A 25,493-nucleotide genomic window follows, 5' to 3' on the forward strand; every position below is an offset into this window, starting at 1 on the left:
ATGTCGGGTCTTGCGGTGCTTTGGGCATCCCGAGGGTCGAAATCAACAGCGAAACGACAGCTACGGCGGGCCTGGTGGGGGCCGTTTACGTGGGGTCGATCTCGCGGAGCAGGCCCGTCTTCACGTCGAACACGAAGCCGCGCACGTCGTCGGTGTGCAGCAGGAACGGCGAGGTGCGCACCCGCTGCATGGACTGCCGTACGTCCTGGTCGACGTCCCGGAAGGCCTCCACGGCCCACGCGGGACGCTGGCCGACCTCCATCTCCAGTTCGGTGCGGAAGTCCTCGGTGATCGCCTCCAGGCCGCAGCCCGTGTGGTGGATGAGCACGACGCTGCGGGTGCCGAGCTTGCGCTGGCTGATGGTGAGCGAGCGGATCACGTCGTCGGTGACCACGCCGCCCGCATTGCGGATGGTGTGGCAGTCGCCGAGCTCCAGGCCGAGCGCGGCGTGCAGGTCCAGGCGGGCGTCCATGCATGCCACGACGGCGACATGCAGGACCGGGCGGGCGTCCATCCCGGGGTCGGTGAACGCGGCGGCGTACTGCTCGTTGGCCTTCACCAGGCGATCGGTCACACGGCCGCCGTCGGATATGGCGCCTTCGGTGGGAACGGATGCGGAAGTCGTCATAACCATGACGGTACTGGTCACCGCCGTCGCGGTCCTGCCGTGAGAAGGGAAAAAGAACGTCATCACGTCTTGTGTGTGAGGTACCCCACATGAGGAGCGGGTGCACCCGAACGGGTGTTTTCGGTCCTTTTGGAGCGTCGGATCCGCGCCGGTGCGCGACGCGCAGGCCGGTTGATTGACCGCGAGACACCGTGGACTAAAGTGACGCGAAGCGGGAGGCGAGGCCTCCCTGCTGACACTTTCCGGAGGCCCCGGCTAGCGCACGGACGGTCTCCCCACGTGCGCGGCGCGTACGTACGGCTCGGCCTCCTCCCGCTCCCGGTCGGTTGACGCTTCCGGCGCCGGCAGGCCTCCCCTTCATGAGCGGGCGGGGACCCGGCGGTGCGTACGGGCCGCGCCGGACCTGAGAGGGCCCAGAATTCAATGGGGCGCGAAGCGCATTCGAACAAGGGCGGTGGTGGGCGACGGGAGGGACAGAGTCGACACGTCCCGGTCATGCTCCAGCGGTGCCTGGACCTGTTGGCCCCGGCGCTCGAGCGGCCCGGGGCGGTGGTGGTCGACTGCACGCTCGGTCTCGGCGGCCACAGCGAGGCCCTGCTCCAGCGGTTCCCCGAGGCCCGGCTCGTCGCCCTCGACCGCGACAAGGAGGCCCTGCGCCTGTCCGGCGAGCGGCTCGCGCCCTTCGGTGAGCGCGCCACCCTCGTCCACGCGGTCTACGACGAACTCCCGGACGTCCTCGACCGGCTCGGCATCGCGCGCGTACAGGGCGTCCTCTTCGACCTCGGCGTCTCCTCCATGCAGCTCGACGAGGCCGACCGCGGCTTCGCCTACGCCCAGGACGCCCCGCTCGACATGCGCATGGACCAGACGACGGGCATGAGCGCCGCCGAGGTCCTCAACACCTACCCGCCGGGCGAACTCGTCCGGATCCTCAGGGCCTACGGCGAGGAGAAGCAGGCCAAGCGGATCGTGTCCGCGATCGTGCGCGAGCGCGACAAGGAGCCCTTCACGAACAGCGCGCGGCTCGTCGAGCTGATCCGGGACTCCCTGCCCCAGGCCGCCAAGCGCACCGGCGGGAACCCTGCCAAGCGCACCTTCCAGGCCCTGCGCATCGAGGTCAACGGCGAACTCTCCGTCCTGGAGCGGGCGATCCCGGCCGCGGTGAAGGCGCTCGCGGTGGGCGGCCGGATCGTCGTGCTGTCGTACCACTCGCTGGAGGACCGGCTGGTCAAGCAGGTCTTCGCGGCCGGCGCCGCCACCACCGCCCCGCCCGGGCTGCCCGTCGTCCCCGAGCAGTACCAGCCCCGGCTCAAGCTGCTCACGCGCGGTGCCGAACTTCCCACCGAGGAAGAGATCGCCGAGAACCGGCGAGCCGCACCGGCGCGGTGCAGAGGTGCCGAGCGAATCAGGGAGTCCATCGAATGATGCGTGAGGCGCGTGAGCCGCGTCGGTGGGTTGGGAAACCGGACTCACTGGAGGGTGCGTGAGCAGGAAACCCGAACTGAGGGGGAGGGCGGCTCGTCTCGCGCGTCTCCTCCCCGGCACGGCGAGCCCCGGGCAGGCGGCCCGCGCCCCCTTCGTGCTCCTCGTGGTCCTCCTCCTCGGCGGCGGCCTCATCGGGCTGCTGGTGCTGAACTCCGCGCTGAGCGAAGGCTCGTTCAAGCTCACCGACCTCCAGAAGGACACCAAGAGCCTCACCGACGAGCAACAGGCCCTGCAGCGGGACATCGACGCCTACTCCGCGCCCGACGCCCTGGTGCGCCGCGCCCGTGAACTCGGCATGGTGCCCGGCGGCGACCCGGCCTTCCTCGACCCCGACGGCACCGTCAAGGGTGTCCCGTCCGCCGCCCCCGACGCCGACCCGGTCACCTACCGGATGCCGCTAGCACTCGCCCCCGAGGTGATCGACAGCACGGTCGTCCCGACGCCGACAGCCAGCCCCACCCCGACGGAGACCGTCGTACCGGCTCCCGAGGACGTCGTACCGACACCCGAGACCGTCCCCTCGGACGTCCCGCTCCCCACGACCACGACCCCCGGCAGGTGACGGAAGTGTCCGACGACTTCGGCAGGCAACCGCCGCGCCGCCGCGTGCCCGGACCCGCACGCCCCGAGCGCTCCGCCCGCCCCGTCGGGCGATCGCGACCGGGTCCCGGCGCCCGCCCGGCCCGCCGCCCGTCGGTGCCCCGTGCGGCGGCCCCCAAGACCATCCGCCTCGGCAGCCCCCGCCCGCGGCTGCGCCTGGTCGGCCTCGCGCTGACGCTCGTGCTGGCCGCCTTCGTCGTACGACTGCTCCAGGTGCAGGCCGTCGACGCGAGCACCTACGCCGCCAAGGCCGAGCAGAACCGGTACGTCGGCTACACGCTCGCCGCCGAGCGCGGCGGGATCACCGACCGCTCCGGCGTGGCCCTCGCGACCAGCGAGGACGCGTACGACATCACGGCCGACCCCACGCTGTTCACCCGCAAGCAGCTGAAGATCGACGACGGCCCCGAGCAGGCCGCCGCCCTGCTCGCCCCGATCCTCGGGCAGGACCAGGAGACGATCCTCGACAAGCTGCGGCCCAAGGACAAGAAGCTCCGCTACGTCCTGCTCGCCAACCGGCAGACCCCGCAGGTCTGGAAGCAGATCAAGGACCTGAAGTCCGCGCTCGCCACCAAGAGCGCGACAGACCCGGGCACGGCCAACGTCCTCGGGGGCGTCCTGTCCGTGCCGACGACCAAGCGCGTGTACCCGAACGGCGATCTCGCCGCCGGGATACTGGGCTGGGTCAACGCCGACGGCAAGGGCGGCGGCGGTGTCGAGCAGCAGCTGAACTCCCTGCTGGCCGGCAAGGACGGCAAGGTCCGCTACGCCCAGTCCGGTGGCCGTCAGGTGCCCACCGTGGGCTCCACCGAGACCCCCGCGGTGCCCGGCAGCGACGTCGAGCTCACCATCGACCGCGACATCCAGTGGGCCGCCCAGCAGGCCATCACCGACCAGGTGAAGGAGTCCAAGGCGGACCGCGGGTACGTGATAGTGCAGGACACCCGGACCGGCGAGGTCCTGGCCATGGCCAACTCGCCCGGCTTCGACCCGAACGACCTGTCCAAGGCGCGTTCGGTGAACATGGGCAACGCGGCTCTCCAGGACGCCTACGAGCCCGGCTCCACCGCCAAGGTGATGTCGATGGCCGCCGTACTGGAACAGGGCGTCGCCACCCCGCTCACCCATGTGATCGTCCCCAACCGGCTGCACCGCGGTGACCGGCTCTTCAAGGACGACATCGACCACGAGACCTGGTACCTCACGCTCAACGGCGTGCTCGCCAAGTCCAGCAACATCGGCACCATCCTGGCGACCGGCCAGCTGGGCAAGAGCCAGGCGCAGGCCAACCAGGTCCTCTACTCCTACCTGCGCAAGTTCGGCCTCGGCCGCTACAGCGGGCTCGACTTCCCCGGCGAGACCCCGGGCATCCTGGCCAAGCCCGCGGACTGGTCGACCTCGCAGCAGTACACGATTCCTTTCGGCCAGGGTGTCTCCCTCAACGCCATGCAGGCCGCGTCCGTCTACTCGACGATCGCCAACGGCGGAGTCCGCGTCGAACCCACCCTCGTGCGCGGCACGAAGGGGCCCGACGGACGCTTCACACCCGCCGCGAAGCCCAAGGAGACAAGGGTCGTCAGCGCCAAGACGGCCAAGACACTGGCCCGGATGCTGGAGTCGGTCGTGGACGACCAGGAGGGCACCGGCGCCAAGGCGCGCATCCCCGGCTACCGGGTCGCGGGCAAGACGGGCACGGCCAACCGCGTGGATCCGGCCACCGGCAAGTACAAGGGCTACACCTCCTCGTTCGCCGGCTTCGCGCCCGCCGACCAGCCCCGGATCACCGTCTACTGCGCCATCCAGAACGCCACCAGCGGCAGCTACTTCGGCGGCCAGATCTGCGGACCCGTCTACAAGAAGGTCATGGAGTTCGCCCTGAAGACCCTGCAGGTCCCGCCCACGGGGGCGAAGGCCGCGAAGCTGCCCGTCTCCTACACGCCCTGATCAGCTCCACCTGAGCACCACCTGAGCACCTCATCAGCACCTCGGAAAGGCCACCAGGAACCACCTCGTGACGACGATCACCTCCGATCCCGGGAACCAGGGCGCCCCCCGCCCCTCACTTCGCTCCGAGGCGGGTGCGCCCGGTACGCTCACCGCCGTGCCACACGCTGATCAGTCCCAAACCACCCAGAAGGGCGCACCCGTGACCTATCCGGGACCGCCCCGGCCGGTCCGGGTCTCCGCCACCCCCCTCGCGGAGCTCGCCGATCAGCTGGGTATCGAACAGCCGGAGAAGACCGCGCAGGTCACGGGTATCACCCATGACTCACGTGCCGTCCGCCCCGGCGACCTGTACGCCGCCCTCCCCGGAGCCCGTCTGCACGGCGCCGACTTCGTCACCCAGGCCGCCGGCCTCGGCGCGGTCGCGGTGCTGACCGACCCGACGGGCGCCGAGCGCGCCGCCGCGACCGGGCTCCCGGTGCTCGTTGTGGAGGATCCACGCGCGCGCATGGGCGAACTGGCCACCACGATCTACGGCCACCCCGGCCGGGACCTGCTCCAGATCGGGATCACCGGCACCTCCGGCAAGACCACCACGGCGTACCTCGTCGAGGGCGGTCTGAAGGGGGTCAGGTCCACCGGTCTGATCGGTACCGTCGAGATGCGCATCGGCGACGAGCGCATCAAGTCCGAGCGCACCACGCCCGAGGCCACCGACCTCCAGGCCCTGTTCGCGGTCATGCGCGAGCGCGGGGTCGAGGCGGTCGCCATGGAGGTCTCCAGCCACGCGCTGGTCCTCGGCAGGGTCGACGGCTGTGTCTTCGACATCGGCGTCTTCACCAACCTCAGCCCGGAACACATGGAGTTCCACTCCGACATGGAGGACTACTTCCGGGCCAAGGCGCAGCTCTTCACGCCCGAACGCAGCCGTCTCGGCGTTGTCAACCTCGACGACGAGTACGGCCGCAGGCTCGTCAAGGAAGCCACGGTCCCGGTCGTCACCTTCTCCGCCGAGGGCCACCCCGACGCCGACTGGCGTGCCGAGGACGTCGAAGTCGGGCCCATGGACTCGACGTTCACCGTGATCGGCCCCAAGGGCGAGCGCGTCGCCGCCAGGTCGCCGCTCGCGGGCCCCTTCAACGTGGCCAACAGCCTCGCCGCGATCGTCGCCCTGGCCGCGGCCGGCCTCGACCCGCAGACCGCCGCCGACGGCGTCGCCGCCGTACCGGGAGTGCCGGGCCGCCTGGAGCGCGTGGACGCCGGGCAGCCCTACCTCGCCGTCGTGGACTACGCCCACAAGACCGACGCCGTCGAGTCGGTGCTCAAGGCGCTCCGCAAGGTGACCGAGGGCAAGGTGCACGTCGTGCTCGGCTGCGGTGGCGACCGCGACAGGACCAAGCGCGGGCCCATGGGCGCGGCCGCGGCCCGCCTCGCCGACACCGCCGTACTGACCTCCGACAACCCCCGCTCCGAGGACCCGCTCGCGATCCTCGCAACCATGCTCGAGGGTGCGGCGTCCGTACCAGCACACGAGCGCGGCGAGGTCCAGGTCTTCGAGGACCGGGCCGCCGCGATCGCCGCAGCCGTCGCCCGCGCGCAGCCCGGTGACACCGTGCTCGTCGCGGGCAAGGGCCACGAGCAGGGCCAGGACATCGCCGGGGTGGTCCGTCCCTTCGACGACCGCCAGGTGCTTCGAGAAGCCATCCAGCAGACCCAGGGATGAACTTGTGATCGCCCTCTCTCTCGCCGAGATCGCCTCAGTCGTCGGCGGGCAGACCCACGACATACCGGATCCGTCGGCGCAGGTGCACGGGCCCGTCGTCATCGACTCCCGGCAGGTGAAGGACGGCGCTCTGTTCGCCGCCTTCGTGGGGGAGCGCGTCGACGGCCACGACTACGCCGACCAGGCCGTAAGGGCGGGCGCGGTGGCCGTGCTGGCCCAACGCCCCGTCGGCGTGCCCGCGATCGTCGTCGAGGACGTCCAGACGGCCCTCGGCGCCCTCGCGCGTCACGTCGTACGACGGCTCGGCGCGACCCTCGTCGCCCTCACCGGCTCGGCCGGCAAGACCAGCACCAAGGACCTGATCGCGCAGGTGCTGCGGCGCAAGGCGCCGACGGTGTTCACGCCGGGCTCGCTCAACAACGAGATCGGGCTGCCGCTCACCGCGCTCACCGCCACCGAGGAGACGAAGTTCCTCGTCCTGGAGATGGGCGCCCGCGGTATCGGCCACATCAGCTACCTCACGGATCTGACGCCCCCGAAGATCGGCCTGGTCCTCAACGTCGGCTCCGCCCACATCGGCGAGTTCGGCGGCCGCGAGCAGATCGCGCAGGCCAAGGGCGAGCTCGTGGAAGCCCTGCCGTCGGCACAGGACGGCGGCGCCGCGATCCTCAACGCCGACGATCCTCTCGTACGGGCCATGGCCTCCCGTACGAAGGCGAAGGTGATCCTTTTCGGAGAGTCCGGCGAAGCGGACGTTCGCGCCGAGAACGTGCGACTCACGGACAGCGGACAGCCCGCCTTCAGCCTTCGCACACCCTCCGGTGCAAGCGAAGTGACCATGCGCCTGTACGGTGAGCACCACGTGTCGAACGCGCTCGCCGCGGCCGCCGTCGCCCATGAGCTGGGCATGTCCGCAACCGAGATCGCCACCGCGCTCTCCGAGGCGGGCTCCCTCTCCCGCTGGCGTATGGAGGTCACCGAGCGCCCGGACGGCGTGACCATCGTCAACGACGCCTACAACGCGAACCCCGAGTCCATGCGAGCGGCCTTGCGCGCGCTCGCGGCGATGGGCAAGGGGCGGCGGACCTGGGCGGTGCTCGGCAAGATGGCCGAGCTCGGGGACGAGGCGCTCGCCGAGCACGACGCGGTCGGACGGCTCGCCGTCCGGCTCAATGTCGGCAAGCTCGTCGCGGTCGGGGGCAGGGAAGCGTCCTGGCTGCAACTGGGCGCATATAACGAGGGTTCGTGGGGTGAGGAGTCGGTGCACGTGTCCGACGCACAGGCGGCGGTCGACCTGCTGCGCAGTGAATTGCGCCCGGGAGACGTCGTCCTCGTGAAGGCGTCCCGTTCGGTCGGCCTGGAGAGCGTCGCCCAGGCGCTGCTCGACGCCGAGGGTGAGGTTGCCGCCCGATGATGAAGCAGATCCTGTTCTCAGGAGTCATCGGCCTCTTTCTGACCCTGGTCGGCACCCCGCTGCTGATCAAGCTGCTCGCGCGCAAGGGTTACGGCCAGTACATCCGGGACGACGGCCCGCGCGAGCACGCCAGCAAGCGCGGTACGCCGACGATGGGCGGTATCGCCTTCATCCTGGCGACGGTCGTCGCCTACTTCCTGTCCAAGGTCATCACCGGCTTCCCGCCCACCTATTCGGGCCTGCTGGTGCTCGGCCTGATGTGCGGCATGGGCCTGGTCGGCTTCCTCGACGACTACATCAAGATCGTCAAGCGGCGTTCGCTGGGCCTGCGGGCCAAGGCGAAGATGGCCGGCCAGCTGATCGTCGGCATCAGCTTCGCGGTGCTCGCGCTGATGTTCCCGGACGCCCGCGGCAACACCCCGGCCTCGACCAAGCTGTCGTTCATCACCGACTTCGGCTGGAAGATCGGCCCGATCCTGTTCGTGGTCTGGGCGCTGTTCATGATCCTCGCGATGTCGAACGGCGTGAACCTCACCGACGGTCTGGACGGCCTCGCCACCGGCGCCTCCGTTCTCGTCTTCGGCGCCTACACGTTCATCGGTGTCTGGCAGTTCCAGGAGTCCTGCGCCAACGCGGGCACCCTGACCAACCCAGGTGCCTGCTACGAGGTACGGGACCCCCTCGACCTCGCGGTCATCGCCTCGGCGCTGATGGGTGCCTGCCTCGGCTTCCTGTGGTGGAACACCTCGCCGGCCAAGATCTTCATGGGTGACACGGGTTCGCTCGCGCTCGGCGGTGTCCTGACCGGCCTCGCGATCCTGTCCCGCACAGAGCTGCTGGTGGCCATCATGGGCGGCCTGTTCGTCCTCATCACCATGTCGGTGGTCATCCAGGTCGGCTCCTTCAAGCTCACCGGCAAGCGCGTCTTCCGCATGGCCCCGCTCCAGCACCACTTCGAACTCAAGGGCTGGTCCGAAGTCCTCGTGGTGGTCCGTTTCTGGATCATCCAGGGCATCTGTGTGATCGTCGGCCTGGGTCTCTTCTACGCGGGATGGGCAGCAGAAAAGTGACCTCCTCGGAGCACCTCGACTGGCAGGGAAAGCACGTCACCGTCGCCGGACTCGGTGTCTCCGGCATCCCGGCGGCCAAGGCGCTGCACGCGCGCGGGGCACACGTCACGGTCGTCAACGACGGCGACGACGCACGCGCGCGTGAGCAGGCCGCGGAGTTGGAGGCGCTCGGCATCACCGTGCGTCTCGGTGACGGCGCGACCCTGCCCGAGGGCACCGAACTCGTCGTCACCGCGCCCGGCTGGAAGCCGGACAAGCCGCTCTTCACCGCGGCCCGTGAGGCCGGCCTGGAGATCTGGGGCGACGTGGAGCTCGCCTGGCGGCTGCGCGGCCCCGACGCGGCCCCCTGGCTCGCGGTCACCGGCACCAACGGCAAGACGACCACCACCCAGATGCTGGCGTCGATCCTGACGGCCGCGGGGCTGCGCACCGCCGCCGTCGGCAACATCGGCGTCTCCCTGTTGGACGCCGTGCTCGGCGACGAGCAGTACGACGTCCTCGCCGTGGAGTTGTCGAGCTATCAGCTGCACTGGGCGCCCTCGCTGCGCGCGCACTCCGCCGCCGTGCTGAACCTGGCGCCGGACCACCTGGACTGGCACGGCTCCATGGAGGCGTACGCCGCCGACAAGGGCCGTATCTACGAGGGCAATCGGGTCGCCTGCGTCTACAACGTGGCCGACAAGGCCACCGAGGACCTGGTGCGCGAGGCGGATGTCGAGGAGGGCTGCCGGGCCATCGGCTTCACCCTCGGCACTCCCGGGCCCTCTCAACTCGGTGTCGTCGAAGGCATCCTGGTCGACCGGGCCTTCGTCGAGGACCGGCACAAGAACGCCCAGGAGCTCGCCGAGGTCTCCGACGTCAACCCGCCGGCCCCGCACAACATCGCCAACGCCCTCGCGGCGGCGGCCCTCGCACGCGCATTCGGGGTGCCCGCAAGGGCCGTACGGGACGGGCTGCGGGACTTCACCCCGGACGCCCACCGCATCTCCCACGTGGCCGACGTGGACGGGGTCGGCTACGTCGACGACTCCAAGGCCACCAACACCCACGCGGCACAAGCCTCGTTGGCGGCCTACGAGTCGATCGTGTGGATCGCGGGCGGGCTCGCCAAGGGCGCGACCTTCGACGAGCTGGTCGCCAAGTCGGCACAGCGACTTCGCGGGGTCGTGCTCATCGGCCGGGATCGCGCCCTGATCCGTGAAGCCCTCGCGCGACACGCCCCGGAGGTACCCGTGGTGGACCTCGACCGGACCGACACTGGGGCGATGCTCGCGGCTGTCCAGGAGGCCTCACGCCTCGCCGTCGCAGGTGACACGGTGCTGCTGGCTCCGGCCTGCGCCTCGATGGACATGTTCGCCAACTACAACCAGCGCGGTGACGCGTTCGCGGAGGCGGTTCGCGAACTCGGCGCCTGACCGACGTAGCGGAGGCGTTGATGCCCAGTAGCCGGACCGGCAGGCCCCCCGTGCAGCGGGCGTCCCGGCGCCCCGCCGTCCCCCGGCAGCCGCGCGAGAACCCCGTACAACAGCTCTACACGCGTGCGCGGAAGGCCTGGGACCGGCCGCTGACCGCCTACTACCTGATCCTCGGTGGCAGCCTGCTGATCACCGTGCTCGGTCTGGTGATGGTGTACTCGGCCTCCCAGATCACGGCCCTGCAGATGTCGTTGCCGGGTTCCTTCTTCTTCCGCAAGCAGTTCCTGGCCGCCGTCATCGGCACCGTACTGCTGCTGATCGCCTCCCGGATGCCGGTCAAGCTGCACCGGGCGCTGGCCTATCCGATCCTGGCAGGCGCGGTCTTCCTGATGGCCCTGGTACAGGTGCCGGGGATAGGGATGTCGGTCAACGGCAATCAGAACTGGATCTCGCTCGGCGGCTCCTTCCAGATCCAGCCCAGCGAGTTCGGCAAGCTCGCCCTCGTGCTGTGGGCGGCCGACCTGCTCGCCCGCAAGCAGGACAAGAAGCTGCTGACCCAGTGGAAGCACATGCTGGTGCCGCTCGTCCCGGCCGCCTTCCTGCTGCTCGGGCTGATCATGCTCGGCGGCGACATGGGTACGGCGATCATCCTGACCGCGATCCTGTTCGGCCTGCTGTGGCTCGCGGGGGCCCCGACCCGGCTGTTCGTCGGGGTGCTGTCGATCGCCGGGCTGATCGGCATGATCCTCATCAAGACCAGCCCCAACCGCATGGCCCGGCTCGCCTGCATCGGCGCCACCGAGCCCAAGTCGGGGGCCGCCGACTGCTGGCAGGCCGTGCACGGCATCTATGCCCTCGCATCCGGCGGAATCTTTGGCTCCGGGCTCGGTGCGAGTGTGGAAAAATGGGGCCAACTCCCCGAAGCCCACACCGACTTCATCTTCGCCGTCACCGGTGAGGAACTGGGCCTCGCGGGGACGCTGTCGGTACTCGCTCTCTTCGCGGCTCTAGGCTATGCGGGTATCCGCGTGGCCGGACGCACGGAGGACCCCTTCGTGAGGTATGCCGCGGGAGGTGTGACCACCTGGATCACCGCTCAGGCGGTGATCAACATCGGTGCGGTGCTCGGTCTGCTGCCGATCGCCGGCGTCCCGCTCCCGCTGTTCTCCTACGGAGGGTCCGCCCTGCTGCCGACCATGTTCGCCATCGGGCTGCTGATCGCGTTCGCGCGTGACGATCCCGCTGCGCGGATGGCGCTTTCGATGCGGCAACCCCGCTTTGGTAGAAAGCGGGCGGGAGGCGCCGTGCCGGCACGGGGTCCTCGGAGATGGAACACGATGCGACGGCGCGCCCCCTCGGCGCGTTCGTCCGGAGAGCGGTGAATTTCGGTGCATGTCGTACTCGCCGGTGGGGGGACCGCCGGCCACATCGAGCCCGCGCTCGCCCTCGCGGACGCCCTGCGCAGGCAGGACCCGACCGTGGGGATCACGGCCCTGGGCACGGAACGGGGCCTGGAGACCAAGCTCGTCCCACAGCGCGGCTACGAGCTCGCGCTCATCCCGGCCGTCCCGCTGCCCCGTAAGCCGACCCCGGAGCTGATCACCGTGCCGGGCCGGCTGCGCGGCACGATCAAGGCCACCGAGCAGATCCTGGAGCGCACCAAGGCCGACGCCGTCGTCGGCTTCGGCGGCTACGTGGCGCTGCCCGGCTATCTCGCTGCCAAGCGGCTCGGCGTCCCGATCGTGGTCCACGAGGCCAACGCCCGCCCCGGCCTCGCCAACAAGATCGGCTCCCGGTACGCCGCCCAGGTCGCCGTGGCCACGCCGGACAGCAAGCTGCGCAACTCCCGCTACATCGGCATCCCGCTGCGCCACACCATCGCCACCCTGGACCGGGCCGCCGTCCGCCCCGAGGCCCGGCACATGTTCGGCCTCGACCCGAACCTGCCGACCCTGCTGGTCTCCGGCGGCTCGCAGGGCGCCCGGCGCCTCAACGAGGTCGTCCAGCAGGTCGCGCCCTGGCTCCAGCAGGCCGGAATCCAGATCCTGCACGCGGTCGGTCCGAAGAACGAACTGCCACATGTACAGCAGATGCCGGGAATGCCCCCCTACATCCCGGTAAGTTACCTGGACCGGATGGACCTCGCGTACGCCGCGGCCGACATGATGCTCTGCCGCGCGGGCGCGATGACCGTCGCCGAACTCTCCGCCGTCGGGCTCCCGGCCGCCTACGTCCCGCTGCCCATCGGCAACGGCGAACAGCGGCTGAACGCCCAGCCGGTGGTCAAGGCCGGCGGCGGACTGCTGGTCGACGACGCGGAACTGACGCCCGACTGGGTGCGGGGCAACGTCCTGCCCGTGCTCGCCGACCCGCACCGGTTGTACGAGATGTCCCGCGCCGCCGCCGAGTTCGGTCGCCGGGATGCCGACGAGCTGCTCGTCGCCATGGTGTACGAGGCGATCGCCTCGCACCGACGCCAGTAGCCAGGAAGAGGGAGTGCGCGTGGCCGGATCGACGACCGCCGAGCGCGGTGAACGCCAGCAGGAGTCGTCCGGCCCGCCTCCCGCCCGGCGGTTGAGGGTGCGTCGGCTTCGTATGATCATCATCCTCGCCGTGGCGCTCGCACTTCTCTCCGCGGGCGCCGTCTGGCTGTTGTACGGATCCCAGTGGCTCCGTGTCGAACGCGTGTCGGTCTCGGGAACCCTGGTGCTGACTCCGGAACAGGTCCGTGAGGCCGCCGACGTCCCGGTCGGCTCGCCGCTGATTTCCGTCGACACCGATGCGATTGAGGCACGGCTGCGCCGGAAATTGCCCCGAATTGACTCAGTTGATGTCGCTCGCTCCTGGCCCCACGGAATCGGGCTGAAAGTGACTGAGCGTACTCCGGTTCTGCTTGTCCAAAAGGGCGGAAACTTTGTCGAAGTGGACGACGAAGGTGTCCGGTTCGCCACGGTTTCCGTGGCCCCGAAAGGCGTCCCCGCGCTGGAATTGGCGCTCTCCCGGCCGGACTCCCGTGCCGCGAGCCTGCGTCGCTTCGGGGAGGGCCGACTGGTGCGGGAAGCGGTGCGCGTGGCGGGTGACATTCCGGTCGACGTCGCGCGCGCGACCCGTTCCGTCAAGGTGCGTTCGTATGACGACATCTCGCTGGAGCTGAGGGGCGGTCGTACCGTCGCCTGGGGAAGCGGTGAGAAGGGTGCCGCGAAGGCCCGTACGCTCAGTGCCCTCATGAAAGCCGCCCCGGATGCCCGGCACTTCGACGTCAGCGTTCCCACCGCCCCCGCGTCATCGGGGAGTTGACGCACATCAGCGCAGGCCAGCACCCTGGTTGGGCACTGCTACGGCTGATCACATAGGGTGAAAAGAAAAACGGGAGGTTCGGCGTGTTCGTTGAACGTGCGCCACTTGTCGACTTAGTGTCCTGTTCAGAAGACTCCAGGGAACAGACACACTGGTAACCCTAAACTTCAGCGTTAGGGTTCGGGTCGGCGCTACGGACCGTCCCATTCGGCATCAGTCGACGGATCGCGAGGCAGCAGTGCTTCGTCGGTTCGGCGACACGTAACTCGAGGCGAGAGGCCTTCGACGTGGCAGCACCGCAGAACTACCTCGCAGTCATCAAAGTCATCGGTGTCGGCGGCGGTGGTGTCAATGCCATCAACCGGATGATCGAGGTCGGTCTCAAGGGCGTCGAGTTCATCGCCATCAACACCGACGCGCAGGCGCTGTTGATGAGCGACGCCGACGTCAAACTCGACGTCGGCCGCGAACTCACCCGCGGACTCGGCGCCGGAGCCAACCCGGCCGTGGGCCGCAAGGCCGCCGAGGACCACCGCGAGGAGATCGAGGAGGTCCTCAAGGGGGCCGACATGGTCTTCGTGACGGCCGGTGAAGGCGGCGGCACCGGCACCGGCGGCGCGCCCGTCGTGGCCAACATCGCCCGCACTCTGGGCGCCCTCACCATCGGCGTGGTCACCCGCCCCTTCACCTTCGAGGGCCGGCGCCGCGCCAACCAGGCCGAGGACGGCATCGCGGAACTCCGCGAAGAGGTCGACACCCTCATCGTCATCCCCAACGACCGGCTGCTGTCCATCTCGGACCGCCAGGTCTCGGTCCTCGACGCCTTCAAGTCGGCCGACCAGGTCCTGCTCTCCGGTGTCCAGGGCATCACCGACCTCATCACCACGCCCGGTCTGATCAACCTCGACTTCGCCGACGTCAAGTCGGTCATGTCGGAGGCCGGTTCGGCGCTCATGGGCATCGGCTCGGCCCGCGGCGACGACCGCGCGGTGGCCGCCGCCGAGATGGCGATCTCCTCGCCGCTGCTCGAAGCGTCCATCGACGGCGCCCGGGGCGTGCTGCTCTCCATCTCCGGCGGCAGCGACCTCGGCCTGTTCGAGATCAACGAAGCGGCCCAGCTGGTCAGCGAGGCCGCCCACCCCGAGGCGAACATCATCTTCGGCGCGGTCATCGACGACGCCCTCGGCGACGAGGTCCGCGTCACCGTGATCGCCGCCGGCTTCGACGGGGGCCAGCCGCCCGCCCGCCGCGAGACGGTCATGGGTTCCTCCTCGGCCTCGGCCCGCCGCGAGGAGCCCACTCCGGTGCGGCAGACCGAGAGCCGTCCGTCCTTCGGCTCGCTCGGCAGCGTCACGCCGAAGGAGGACCCGGAGCCGGCGCCCGAGCCGGCCGCCGACCTCCCGGTCGCCCCGCCCGTCCCGCCGTCTCGGAGCTACTCGGACAGCGCGGCCGAGGAGCTGGACGTGCCGGACTTCCTGAAGTGATAGGACAGCGCGAGAGCGTGAGCGGCGCGCACTTCGCCTTCACCGACCGGTGGGGCGGGGTGAGCGCCGCTCCGTATGAGGAGCTCAACCTCGGCGGGGCGGTCGGCGACGACCCCGAGGCCGTGGGGACCAACCGCGAACTGGCCGCCAAGTCGCTCGGTCTCGACCCGGCCCGGGTGGTCTGGATGAACCAGGTGCACGGGGCGGACGTCGTGGTGGTCTCGGAGCCGTGGGGCGAGAAGCCGGTGCCCCGGGTCGACGCGCTCGTCACCGCCGAACGCGGTCTCGCCCTCGCCGTCCTCATCGCCGACTGCACCCCGGTGCTGCTCGCCGACCCGGTCGCCGGGATCGCCGCGGCGGCCCACGCCGGCCGGCCCGGCATGATCGCCGGAGTCGTCCCGGCCGCGCTACGCGCGATGACCGAACTCGGCGCCGATCCCGCCCGGATCGTCGCCCGCACCGGACCCGCCGTCTGCGGCAGGTGCTACGAAGTGCCCGAGGAGATGCGCGCCGACGTCGCCGCCGTCGAACCAACGGCGCACTCCGAAACGAGTTGGGGCACTCCCGCGGTCGACGTGACCGCCGGAGTGCACGCGCAGCTCGACCGGCTCGGGGTGCGCGCCCGGCAGCAGTCGCCGGTGTGCACGCTGGAGTCGGACGACCACTTCTCGTATCGTCGCGATCGCACCACGGGGCGACTCGCGGGATATGTCTGGCTGGACTGATGGGGCATGACGGACCGTAAGGATGAACTCGCCGCAAATCTGGCGAAGGTGGAGGCGCGCATCGCCGCCGCGTGTGCGGCCGCCGGGCGCAGGCGGGAAGAGGTGACCCTCATCGTGGTCACCAAGACCTACCCCGCGAGCGATGTGCGGATCCTCGCCGAGCTAGGTGTGCGCCACGTCGCCGAGAACAAGGACCAGGACGCAGCGCCCAAGGCCGCCGAATGCTCGGATCTGCCTCTTACTTGGCACTTTGTTGGTCAGTTGCAGACCAACAAAGTGCGGTCTGTGGTGGGTTACGCGGATCTCGTGCAGTCTGTCGATCGTTCGAAGTTGGTGACGGCTCTCTCCAGGGAGGCCGTGAAGGCCGAGCGCGAGGTGGGCTGCCTGATCCAGGTCGCTCTCGACGCCGGTTCGAGCGAGCGAGGGGAGCGGGGTGGTGTGGCACCGGGTGGAATCGAGGAGTTGGCCGGTCTCGTGGCCGGGGCTCCGGGGTTGCGGCTCGACGGGTTGATGACCGTCGCCCCGCTCACCGGGGAGTACGCGGGACGCGAACAGGCGGTGTTCGAGCGGTTGATGGATTTGTCGACCGACCTGCGCAGAGCCCATCCGACTGCCAACATGGTCTCGGCAGGGATGAGCGCGGACCTCGAACAGGCCGTGGCGGCAGGAGCGACACATGTGCGCGTCGGCACCGCGGTACTCGGAGTCCGCCCCAGGCTCGGGTAACGTCGCCAGGAAGTCGGACCACAGCAGAAAATATGGTCATTACCGCCAAAGGCGGTCATAACGACCTCGTGGATCGCGGGCACTTGGCAGTCGTCAGCCGATCCACCACAGAGCGGAGGACTCAGAGAATGGCCGGCGCGATGCGCAAGATGGCGGTCTACCTCGGCCTCGTGGAGGACGATGGGTACGACGGCCGCGGTTTCGACCCCGACGACGACTTCGAACCGGAACTCGACCCGGAGCCCGAGCGGGACCGCCGACGGCATGAGCCGTCTCACCAGTCACATCAGGCACTTCAGCCTGAAAGGGACGAATCGGTCAGAGTTGTGCAGTCCTCGGTGCCGCGCGACCCGGTGCCCCGATCCTCTTCGCTCGCCGCGGAATCGGTGCGTCCGGCGCGCATCGCGCCCGTGGCATCCATCACACAAGAGCGCGCAAGCCTGGAGAAGAACGCACCGGTGATCATGCCCAAGGTCGTGTCGGAACGAGAGCCTTACCGGATCACCACACTTCACCCCCGGACCTACAACGAGGCCCGTACCATCGGGGAACACTTCCGTGAGGGCACCCCGGTGATCATGAATCTGACTGAGATGGATGACACAGACGCCAAGCGACTTGTCGACTTTGCAGCCGGTTTGGTGTTTGGTCTTCACGGCAGCATCGAGCGGGTGACGCAGAAGGTGTTCCTGTTGTCGCCTGCTAACGTCGATGTCACGGCGGAGGACAAGGCCCGCATCGCAGAGGGCGGATTCTTCAACCAGAGCTGAGAAGCAGCAACCGGAACGAAGTACGAACAGGGGAGAGGGAAAGACAGACCATGAGCGTGTTCGCGCAGGTGATCTACATCGCGCTGATGGTGTTCCTCATCGTGCTCATCTTCCGGTTGGTCATGGACTACGTCTTCCAGTTCGCCCGCTCGTGGCAACCCGGCAAGGCGATGGTGGTCGTTCTGGAGGCCACCTACACTGTCACCGATCCACCGTTGAAGCTTCTGCGGCGGTTCATCCCGCCGCTGCGTCTCGGGGGCGTGGCGCTCGACCTGTCCTTCTTCGTGCTGATGATCATCGTCTACATCCTCATCTCCATCATGGGAAACCTGGCGAGGTGACTGTGGACGATACGGTCTTGCCGACTGCCGATGACTACGTTGAGGTGAAGAGATGCCGTTGACCCCCGAGGACGTGCGGAACAAGCAGTTCACGACCGTCCGCCTCCGAGAAGGCTATGACGAGGACGAGGTCGATGCCTTCCTCGACGAGGTCGAAGCCGAACTGACCCGCCTGCTGCGCGAGAACGAGGACCTGCGCGCCAAGCTGGCCGCGGCGACGCGTGCTGCTGCCCAGAACCAGCAGAACATGCGCAAGCCTCCGGAGCAGCAGGACCAGCAGCAAGGCGGCATGCCCGGACAGGGAATGCCGCAGCAGGGTATGCGTGGGCCCGGTCCCGGCGCCCCCGTACCGGCCGGCATATCCGGTCCGCCGCAGCAGCAGATGGGCGGCCCCATGGGTGGCCCGCCCCAGCTGCCGAGCGGTGCGCCGCAGCTGCCCGCCGGCCAGGGCGGCCCGCAGGGTCAGGGCCAGATGGGCCAGGGTCCGATGGGTCAGGGCCAGATGGGCCAGGGTCCGATGGGCCAGGGCCAGATGGGTCAGGGCCAGATGGGCCAGGGTCCGATGGGCCAGGGTCCGATGGGTCAGGGCCAGATGGGTCAGGGCACCATGGGCGGTCAGCCGCCCATGCAGCAGCAGATGGGTGGCCCGATGGGCGGCCCCATGGGCGGTCCGATGGGCGGCCCCGGTCAGGGCCCTGGTGGCGACAGCGCCGCCCGTGTCCTCTCGCTGGCCCAGCAGACCGCCGACCAGGCGATCGCCGAGGCGCGTTCCGAGGCCAACAAGATCGTGGGCGAGGCGCGTTCGCGTGCCGAGGGTCTCGAGCGTGACGCCCGTGCCAAGGCGGACGCCCTGGAGCGGGATGCGCAGGAGAAGCACCGCGTCGCGATGGGCTCCCTGGAGTCCGCCCGCGCCACGCTGGAGCGCAAGGTCGAGGACCTGCGCGGCTTCGAGCGCGAGTACCGCACGCGTCTGAAGTCGTACCTCGAGTCGCAGCTGCGTCAGCTGGAGACCCAGGCCGACGACTCGCTGGCTCCGCCGCGTACCCCGGCCGCCGCGTCGCTGCCGCCGTCCCCGGCGCCTTCCATGGCTCCGGCCGGTGCGAGCGCGCCGTCGTACGGTGGCAACCAGGGCATGGGCGGCGGTCCTTCGCCGGCCGGCCCGTCGTACGGCGGCCAGCAGCAGATGTCGCCCGCGATGACCCAGCCGATGGCGCCCGTGCGGCCGCAGGGTCCCGGTCCGATGGGACAGGCTCCCTCGCCCATGCGTGGCTTCCTCATCGACGAGGACGACAACTGACGGCCTCTAGTACGCCTTAGGCGTCGGCAGCGTTCAGGGAGGGGCCCCGGATTTCGATCCGGGGCCCCTCCCTTTTACGCGAGTTGACCACGTTGTGTGGGCACGAAGAAGGCCCGGCCCCCACGTGGGGGCCGGGCCTTCTTTTCTCGGTCCTACGCCTTGCGCAGGCGGAACGTCAGCGACAGGCCCTCGTCGGTGAACGGGGTGCCGTAGGTGTCGTCCGCCTCGCCCTGGGCGAAGTCCGTGGCCAGGACCTCGTCGGCGATCAGGGGCGTGTGCTCGGACAGGGCCGCGATCACGGCCGGGTCCGTGGCGGTCCAACGCAGCGCGATGCGGTCGGCCACATCGAGGCCGCTGTTCTTGCGGGCCTCCTGGATCAGGCGGATCGCGTCACGGGCGAGGCCCGCTCGGCGGAGCTCCTCCGTGATCTCCAGGTCCAGGGCCACCGTCGCCCCGGAGTCGGACGCCACCGACCATCCCTCGCGCGGGGTCTCCGTGATGATCACCTCGTCGGGGGCGAGCGTGATCGTCTCGCCGTCGACCTCCACCGAGGCCGTGCCCTCGCGCAGGGCCAGGGAGAGCGCGGCCGCGTCGGCGTTCGCCACGGCCTTGGCCACGTCCTGGACGCGCTTGCCGAAACGCTTGCCCAGGGCGCGGAAGTTGGCCTTCGCCGTGGTGTCGACCAGGCTGCCGCCGACGTCGCTGAGGGAGGCGAGCGCGCTCACGTTCAGCTCGTCGGTGATCTGCGCGTGCAGTTCGCGGTCGAGGGAGTCGAAGCCGGTCGCGGCGATGAGCGCCCGGGACAGCGGCTGACGGGTCTTCACGCCCGACTCCGCGCGCGTGGCACGGCCCAGCTCGACGAGCCGGCGCACCAGAACCATCTGCTTCGACAGCTCCGGGTCGATGGCGGAGAGGTCCGCCTCCGGCCAGGAGGCCAGGTGCACCGACTCCGGGGCGCCCGGGGTGACCGGCACGACCAGGTCCTGCCAGACCCGCTCGGTGATGAACGGGGTCAGCGGGGCCATCAGCTGGGTGACCGTCTCGACGACCTCGTGCAGCGTGCGCAGCGCGGCCTTGTCGCCCTGCCAGAAGCGGCGCCGGGACCGGCGTACGTACCAGTTGGACAGGTCGTCGACGAACGCCGACAGGAGCTTGCCGGCGCGCTGGGTGTCGTACGACTCCAGGGACTGGGTCACCTGGTCGGTCAGCGCGTGCAGTTCGGACAGCAGCCAGCGGTCCAGGACGGGGCGGTCGGCCGGGGCCGGGTCCGCCCCGCTGGGCGCCCAGCCGGACGTGCGGGCGTACAGGGCCTGGAAGGCGACCGTGTTCCAGTAGGTGAGGAGGGTCTTCCTCACCACCTCCTGGATCGTGCCGTGGCCGACACGGCGGGCCGCCCACGGGGAGCCGCCGGCCGCCATGAACCAGCGCACCGCGTCCGCGCCGTGCCGGTCCATCAGCGGGATCGGCTCCAGGGTGTTGCCCAGGTGCTTGGACATCTTGCGGCCGTCCTCGGCGAGGATGTGGCCGAGGCAGACGACGTTCTCGTACGACGACTTGTCGAAGACCAGGGTGCCTACGGCCATCAGCGTGTAGAACCAGCCGCGCGTCTGGTCGATGGCCTCGGAGATGAACTGCGCCGGGTAGCGGGACTCGAACAGTTCCTTGTTCTTGTACGGGTAGCCCCACTGTGCGAACGGCATCGAACCCGAGTCGTACCAGGCGTCGATGACCTCCGGCACGCGCGTGGCCGTCTTCTGGCAGCCGTCGTGGCGGCAGGCGAAGGTGACCTCGTCGATGTACGGGCGGTGCGGGTCCAGGCCCGACTGGTCCGTGCCGGTCAGCTCGGTGAGCTCCGCGCGGGAGCCGACGACGGTCAGGTGATCGTCCTCGCAGCGCCAGATCGGCAGCGGGGTGCCCCAGTAACGGTTGCGGGACAGCGCCCAGTCGATGTTGTTCTGCAGCCAGTCGCCGAAGCGGCCGTGCTTCACCGTCTCCGGGAACCAGTTGGTGTTCTCGTTCTCCTGGAGGAGGCGGTCCTTGACGGCGGTGGTGCGGATGTACCAGGACGGCTGCGCGTAGTAGAGGAGCGCGGTGTGGCAGCGCCAGCAGTGCGGGTAGCTGTGCTCGTACGGGATGTGCTTGAAGAGGAGGCCGCGCTGCTGGAGGTCGTCGGTGAGCTTTTCGTCCGCCTTCTTGAAGAAGACGCCGCCGACCAGGGGGACGTCCTCCTCGAACGTGCCGTCCCGGCGGACGGGGTTCACGACGGGCAGGCCGTAGGCGCGGCAGACCTTGAGGTCGTCCTCACCGAAGGCGGGGGACTGGTGGACCAGGCCCGTACCGTCCTCGGTCGTGACGTACTCGGCGTTGACCACGTAGTGGGCCGGCTCCGGGAACTCCACGAGCTCGAACGGACGTTGGTAGGTCCAGCGCTCCATCTCGGCGCCGGTGAAGGACTGGCCGGTGGTCTCCCAGCCCTCGCCGAGCGCCTTGGCGAGCAGCGGCTCGGCGACGACGAGCTGCTCCTCGCCGTCGGTCGCGACGACGTAGGTGACCTCCGGGTGCGCGGCCACGGCCGTGTTGGAGACCAGCGTCCAGGGGGTCGTCGTCCAGACCAGGAGCGCGGCCTGGCCGGCGAGCGGACCGGAGGTGAGCGGGAAACGGACGTACACGGAAGGGTCGACGATCGTCTCGTAGCCCTGCGCCAGCTCGTGGTCCGACAGGCCCGTCTCGTCGCGGGGGCACCAGGGGGCCACGCGGTAGTCCTGGACCAGCAGGCCCTTGTTGAAGATCTCCTTCAGCGACCACCAGACGGACTCGATGTACTCCGGGTCCATCGTGCGGTACGGGTCCTGGAGGTCGGTCCAGTAGCCCATGCGGGTCGTGAGCGCCTCGAAGGCGTCGGTGTGGCGGGTCACGGACTCGCGGCACTTGGCGTTGAACTCGGCGATGCCGTACGCCTCGATGTCCTTCTTGCCGGTGAAGCCGAGCTCCTTCTCGACCGCCAGCTCCACCGGGAGGCCGTGACAGTCCCAGCCGGCCTTGCGGGCCACGTGGTAGCCGCGCATGGTGCGGAAGCGGGGGAAGACGTCCTTGAAGACGCGTGCCTCGATGTGGTGGGCGCCCGGCATGCCGTTGGCGGTGGGCGGGCCCTCGTAGAACACCCACTCGGGGCGGCCCTCGGACTGCTCCAGGGTCTTGGCGAAGATCTTCTGCTCGCGCCAGAAGTCGAGCACCGCGTGCTCGAGCGCGGGCAGGTCGACCTGGGCGGGCACCTGGCGGTACTGCGTCATCAGTCTTCCTCCGGCGGATGTGCTGCCTTCCGTCCGGAGGGACGAGAGTCCGTGCGCCGGTTTCGACGCGCTCCCGCGGTACCACCCTCCTTGGCCCGCCGACACCTGGTGTGTGTCGGTGAGCCCCCTCATTGGGGTCGCGATGCCGGGTCTACTGGCCCCGCTGGGCTTTCTTCCGGCGGCTCCGGGGTGATCTTCACGTCGCGCTCGCCCCCGGGCTTCCACCGTCCCCGGGTCGCTCTGGGCTGCGTACGCCGCTACTCGTCCCCATCCACGCTTTTCGCTGCGCCCAGTGTACGGCGCCCCGGGGACAGCGGCCGACCGCTTTTCCCGGGCCGGGCGCGGAGGTCGCCGTAGGGCGTGGGGTGACCCGAATGGAGCGGCACGGCTGTTCGGAATCCGGGACGGACGGTCCGGCGGATTACCCGGCGGGGAGCTGGGCACAACGCATGCATGCTTCCCGCCTCGCGCGCGTGGGGCGGGCGAATCGGGCGGCGTGCCCCGTTGCCGCGGGACTCGAGTCGATTTATCGTCCCAGCACGATTCGCGAGCAAGATCACAATATGTGAAGGGGCCGCGGCATGGTGGCGAAAAAGACCGCCGTACAGCAGTCGGCGTCGGGCCGGTCCACCCATGCCCGTGCCTCCGGCGGCGGGGCCAAGGACGCGGGCGGGAAGAAGAGTGCGCGCGGGGTGCCGTCCGGCAAGGGAGCGGCGGCCAAGGCGGTGAAGGCGGTCGGAGCGGCGGCGAAGAAAGTCGCTGAGAAGGCCGCCGTCAAGAGCACGCGCGCGGGTGCCGAGAAGGCCGTGGCCGTGGCGAAGAAGACGCCGCCGCGGAAGGCGAGCGGCGCCAGGAAGGCCACGGCTGCCTCCGGCGGGCGGGGGGCCGCGCAGGAGGAGGCGTCGGCCGGGAGACCGGCGACCGAGCCGCCCGTCGGCGGGACGATGGAGACCACCAGGGGCGTCGGCAAGGCTTCCGTCACGAAGCAGGCTGCGGTCAGGAAGAAGACCGGGGTTACGAAGAAGGCTGCGGCTTCGAAGAAGGCTGCGGCTACGAAAAAGCCTGCGGCCGCGAAGAAGGCGGTCGGCAAGAAGGCTGGTGTCGCGGAGAAGGCGGTCGGTCGAAAGGCTGCGGTCACCGAAAAGGGGGTCGGCAAGGAGGCGCTCGGTCGAAAGGCTGCGGTCGCGGAGAAGGCGGTCGGCGAGCAAGCTGTCGACGAGAACGCCGTGGTTGCCGAGAGGGCGGTCGCGGAGAAGTCCGCGGTCACCAAGAAGGCCTCGGCGACGAAGAAGGCGGTCGCGAAGAAGAGCGCGGCCAAGAGCACGGCCGCGACGAAGGGCACGGTGAAAGGCACGGGCGCGGCGAAGGCCGCCGCCGAGAACAGGGCCGCGGCCAAGAGCGCGGGTGTCACGAAGGGCACGGCTGTGACCAAGGCCGGTTCCGAGCGCTCGGCAGCGACGAAGGGCAGGGTCAAAAGCACGGCCGCGGCCAAGAACACGGCCGTGACGAAGGGCGCGGTCAAGGGCAGGGGGGCGGCGAAGACCGCCGCTGAGAACAGGGCCGCGGCCAAGAGCGCGGGTGTCACAAAGAGCGCGGCTGCGACCGCCTCCGAGAACACGAGCGTGACGAAGAGCGCGGCTGTGACCAAGGCCGGTTCCGAGAACACGTCCGCCACGAGGGGCACGCTCAAGGGCACGGCCGCGGGCAAGAGCGCGGGAGGGGCGAAGGGCACGGCCGCGGACAAGAGTGCGGGTGTCACGAAAGGCGCGGCTGTGACCGAGGTCGGCTCCAAGAGCGCGGCCGTGACGAAGGGCGCGGTCAAAAGCACGACCGCCGGCAAGGGCACGGGCGGGACGAAGGCCGCGGGCAAGGACGCGGGTGTCATGAAAGGCGCGGCTGTGACCGAGGTCGGCTCCGAGAGTGTGGGCGTGACGAAGAGCGCGTCCGAGGACACGGCTGGGGGCAAGGCCGTGGGGAAGAAGACCGTCGGGAAGGACGCCGCGGTCGAGGAGGGGGTCGCTACGGAGGCCGGTGTCCCGCAGGGGGACGCCGGGCAGGGCACCTCCGGGAAGAAGTCCCCCACGAAGAGGGCGGCCGGGAAGAGCACGGCCCACAAGGCGGGCGCGGCGGAGACCGCGAAGCAGACGGGAGCCACGACAGTGGTTGCGAAGAAGACCCCTGGCACGGCCACAGCGGCGAAGACAGCCCTACCCAACGCGCGTGTCGCCGCGGTGGAGCCCGGCGAACTGGCGGTGCGCCCCGGTGAGGATCCGTGGACGCCCGAAGAGGTCGAGGAGGCCCGCGCCGAGCTGACGGCCGAGGCTCTGCGGCTGCGCACCGAGATCTCCACGTCCGAGGAGTCCCTGGTGGGGCTCATGCGGGACTCCGGGGACGGCGCCGGCGACGACCAGGCCGACACCGGGACGAAGAACATCACGCGCGAGAGCGAGATGGCCCTCGCGGCCAACGCGCGCGAGATGCTCCTCCAGACCGAGCGCGCCCTGGGGCGTCTCGGCGCCGGCACCTACGGCCTGTGCGAGAACTGCGGCAATCCCATCGGCAAGGCACGCATGCAGGCCTTCCCACGGGCAACCCTGTGCGTGGAGTGCAAGCAGAAGCAGGAACGCCGGTACTGAGGGTCCTTGGAGGCGTGTCGTACCCTCGTCCTCAGTCAGGTATCTAGGTCGAGGGACTCACGTGGCAGAGGCGGAGCGCATCATCGGTACGCCGGACACCCCGGAGGCGGCGGGGGCCGAGCCGGAGCAGCACCAGACGGCGCGGCCCGGGGGCAGGCGCCGTATCGCCGTGCTGTTCACGGTGGCCGCCTTCGCGTACGCCCTCGACCTGGTCAGCAAGATGATCGTGGTCGCCAGGCTGGAGCACCACGAGCCGGTCGAGATCATCGGTGACTGGCTGAAGTTCGAGGCGATCCGCAACGCGGGCGCGGCCTTCGGCTTCGGCGAGGCCTTCACCGTGATCTTCACGGTGATCGCGGCGGCCGTGATCGTGGTCATCGCCCGGCTCGCCCGCAAGCTCTACAGCCTGCCCTGGGCGATCGCGCTCGGGCTGCTGCTGGGCGGCGCGCTCGGCAACCTCACCGACCGCCTCTTCCGCTCGCCCGGGGTCTTCGAGGGCGCGGTCGTCGACTTCATCGCGCCCAAGCACTTCGCGGTCTTCAACCTCGCCGACTCGGCGATCGTGTGCGGCGGCATCCTGATCGTGCTGCTGTCCTTCAAGGGCCTCGACCCGGACGGGACCGTCCACAAGGACTGAGCGCGCGGTCG

Annotated in this window: 20 protein-coding genes; 18 read left to right on the plus strand and 2 right to left on the minus strand. The window is 69.8% G+C overall.

All coding sequences use genetic code 11. The features are described from left to right. Window positions 1-85: 85 nt before the first annotated feature. Entirely contained in the window at window positions 86-691 is a 606-nt protein-coding gene (locus ACIRP7_RS12825; protein ID WP_403657245.1) for a beta-class carbonic anhydrase, read from the minus strand. A 360-nt stretch (window positions 692-1,051) separates the two neighbouring features. On the opposite strand from ACIRP7_RS12825, the gene rsmH reads away from it, so the two are divergent. The 16 genes from rsmH (at window position 1,052) to ACIRP7_RS12905 (ending at window position 18,919) form a co-directional block, all read left to right on the plus strand. Beyond that, window positions 1,052-2,053 (plus strand): 16S rRNA (cytosine(1402)-N(4))-methyltransferase RsmH, encoded by a 1,002-nt coding sequence (rsmH, locus tag ACIRP7_RS12830; protein ID WP_403657248.1) that lies wholly within the window; start codon window positions 1,052-1,054, stop codon window positions 2,051-2,053. A gap of 58 nt (window positions 2,054-2,111) precedes the next feature. Further along, entirely contained in the window at window positions 2,112-2,675 is a 564-nt protein-coding gene (locus ACIRP7_RS12835; RefSeq protein ID WP_403657251.1) for a hypothetical protein, read from the plus strand. A gap of 5 nt (window positions 2,676-2,680) precedes the next feature. Continuing rightward, a complete protein-coding gene (locus ACIRP7_RS12840) occupies window positions 2,681-4,657 on the plus strand; it encodes a peptidoglycan D,D-transpeptidase FtsI family protein (protein ID WP_403657254.1) in 1,977 nt (658 codons plus the stop codon). 202 nt (window positions 4,658-4,859) lie between these two features. Next, entirely contained in the window at window positions 4,860-6,380 is a 1,521-nt protein-coding gene (locus tag ACIRP7_RS12845) for a UDP-N-acetylmuramoyl-L-alanyl-D-glutamate--2,6-diaminopimelate ligase (RefSeq protein ID WP_403658405.1), read from the plus strand. Between the two features lie 4 nt (window positions 6,381-6,384). Further along, window positions 6,385-7,794 (plus strand): UDP-N-acetylmuramoyl-tripeptide--D-alanyl-D-alanine ligase, encoded by a 1,410-nt coding sequence (murF, locus tag ACIRP7_RS12850; protein ID WP_403657257.1) that lies wholly within the window; start codon window positions 6,385-6,387, stop codon window positions 7,792-7,794. Beyond that, on the plus strand, window positions 7,791-8,864 hold the full coding sequence (gene mraY / locus ACIRP7_RS12855) for a phospho-N-acetylmuramoyl-pentapeptide-transferase (protein WP_352382888.1): 1,074 nt from the start codon (window positions 7,791-7,793) through the stop codon (window positions 8,862-8,864). Before murF ends, mraY begins: the two co-directional genes overlap by 4 nt. Then, the gene (gene murD / locus ACIRP7_RS12860) at window positions 8,846-10,279 is read left to right on the plus strand and encodes a UDP-N-acetylmuramoyl-L-alanine--D-glutamate ligase (protein WP_403657261.1); all 1,434 of its coding nucleotides are present in this window, start codon (window positions 8,846-8,848) and stop codon (window positions 10,277-10,279) included. The genes mraY and murD overlap by 19 nt, the downstream gene beginning before the upstream one ends. Before the next feature lie 20 nt (window positions 10,280-10,299). Continuing rightward, entirely contained in the window at window positions 10,300-11,661 is a 1,362-nt protein-coding gene (gene ftsW / locus ACIRP7_RS12865) for a putative lipid II flippase FtsW (protein ID WP_403657264.1), read from the plus strand. Between the two features lie 6 nt (window positions 11,662-11,667). Beyond that, the gene (murG, locus tag ACIRP7_RS12870; protein WP_352382882.1) at window positions 11,668-12,762 is read left to right on the plus strand and encodes an undecaprenyldiphospho-muramoylpentapeptide beta-N-acetylglucosaminyltransferase; all 1,095 of its coding nucleotides are present in this window, start codon (window positions 11,668-11,670) and stop codon (window positions 12,760-12,762) included. 19 nt (window positions 12,763-12,781) lie between these two features. Further along, entirely contained in the window at window positions 12,782-13,576 is a 795-nt protein-coding gene (locus ACIRP7_RS12875) for a cell division protein FtsQ/DivIB (protein ID WP_403657267.1), read from the plus strand. 287 nt (window positions 13,577-13,863) lie between these two features. After that, window positions 13,864-15,060, plus strand: a complete 1,197-nt coding sequence (ftsZ, locus tag ACIRP7_RS12880) for a cell division protein FtsZ (RefSeq protein ID WP_403657270.1) — start codon at window positions 13,864-13,866, stop codon at window positions 15,058-15,060. After that, window positions 15,057-15,785, plus strand: a complete 729-nt coding sequence (gene pgeF / locus ACIRP7_RS12885) for a peptidoglycan editing factor PgeF (RefSeq protein WP_403657273.1) — start codon at window positions 15,057-15,059, stop codon at window positions 15,783-15,785. The genes ftsZ and pgeF overlap by 4 nt, the downstream gene beginning before the upstream one ends. Before the next feature lie 6 nt (window positions 15,786-15,791). Further along, window positions 15,792-16,511, plus strand: coding sequence for a YggS family pyridoxal phosphate-dependent enzyme (locus tag ACIRP7_RS12890; protein WP_403657276.1), 720 nt, complete (start codon window positions 15,792-15,794; stop codon window positions 16,509-16,511). Window positions 16,512-16,639: 128 nt separating this feature from the next. After that, a complete protein-coding gene (locus ACIRP7_RS12895; protein WP_007381413.1) occupies window positions 16,640-17,281 on the plus strand; it encodes a cell division protein SepF in 642 nt (213 codons plus the stop codon). A gap of 50 nt (window positions 17,282-17,331) precedes the next feature. Further along, entirely contained in the window at window positions 17,332-17,622 is a 291-nt protein-coding gene (locus tag ACIRP7_RS12900) for a YggT family protein (protein WP_053847334.1), read from the plus strand. A 52-nt stretch (window positions 17,623-17,674) separates the two neighbouring features. Beyond that, on the plus strand, window positions 17,675-18,919 hold the full coding sequence (locus ACIRP7_RS12905; protein ID WP_403657280.1) for a DivIVA domain-containing protein: 1,245 nt from the start codon (window positions 17,675-17,677) through the stop codon (window positions 18,917-18,919). Window positions 18,920-19,071: 152 nt separating this feature from the next. On the opposite strand, the gene ileS is transcribed toward ACIRP7_RS12905, so the two are convergent. Next, a complete protein-coding gene (gene ileS / locus ACIRP7_RS12910; RefSeq protein WP_403657283.1) occupies window positions 19,072-22,209 on the minus strand; it encodes an isoleucine--tRNA ligase in 3,138 nt (1,045 codons plus the stop codon). Between the two features lie 581 nt (window positions 22,210-22,790). On the opposite strand from ileS, the gene ACIRP7_RS12915 reads away from it, so the two are divergent. Then, the gene (locus ACIRP7_RS12915) at window positions 22,791-24,845 is read left to right on the plus strand and encodes a TraR/DksA C4-type zinc finger protein (protein ID WP_403657286.1); all 2,055 of its coding nucleotides are present in this window, start codon (window positions 22,791-22,793) and stop codon (window positions 24,843-24,845) included. Window positions 24,846-24,906: 61 nt separating this feature from the next. Then, window positions 24,907-25,482 (plus strand): signal peptidase II, encoded by a 576-nt coding sequence (gene lspA / locus ACIRP7_RS12920; RefSeq protein ID WP_403657289.1) that lies wholly within the window; start codon window positions 24,907-24,909, stop codon window positions 25,480-25,482. Window positions 25,483-25,493: the final 11 nt, after the last annotated feature.

It is taken from the genome of Streptomyces sp. NPDC102270 (assembly GCF_044766405.1).
Taxonomy (GTDB): domain Bacteria; phylum Actinomycetota; class Actinomycetes; order Streptomycetales; family Streptomycetaceae; genus Streptomyces.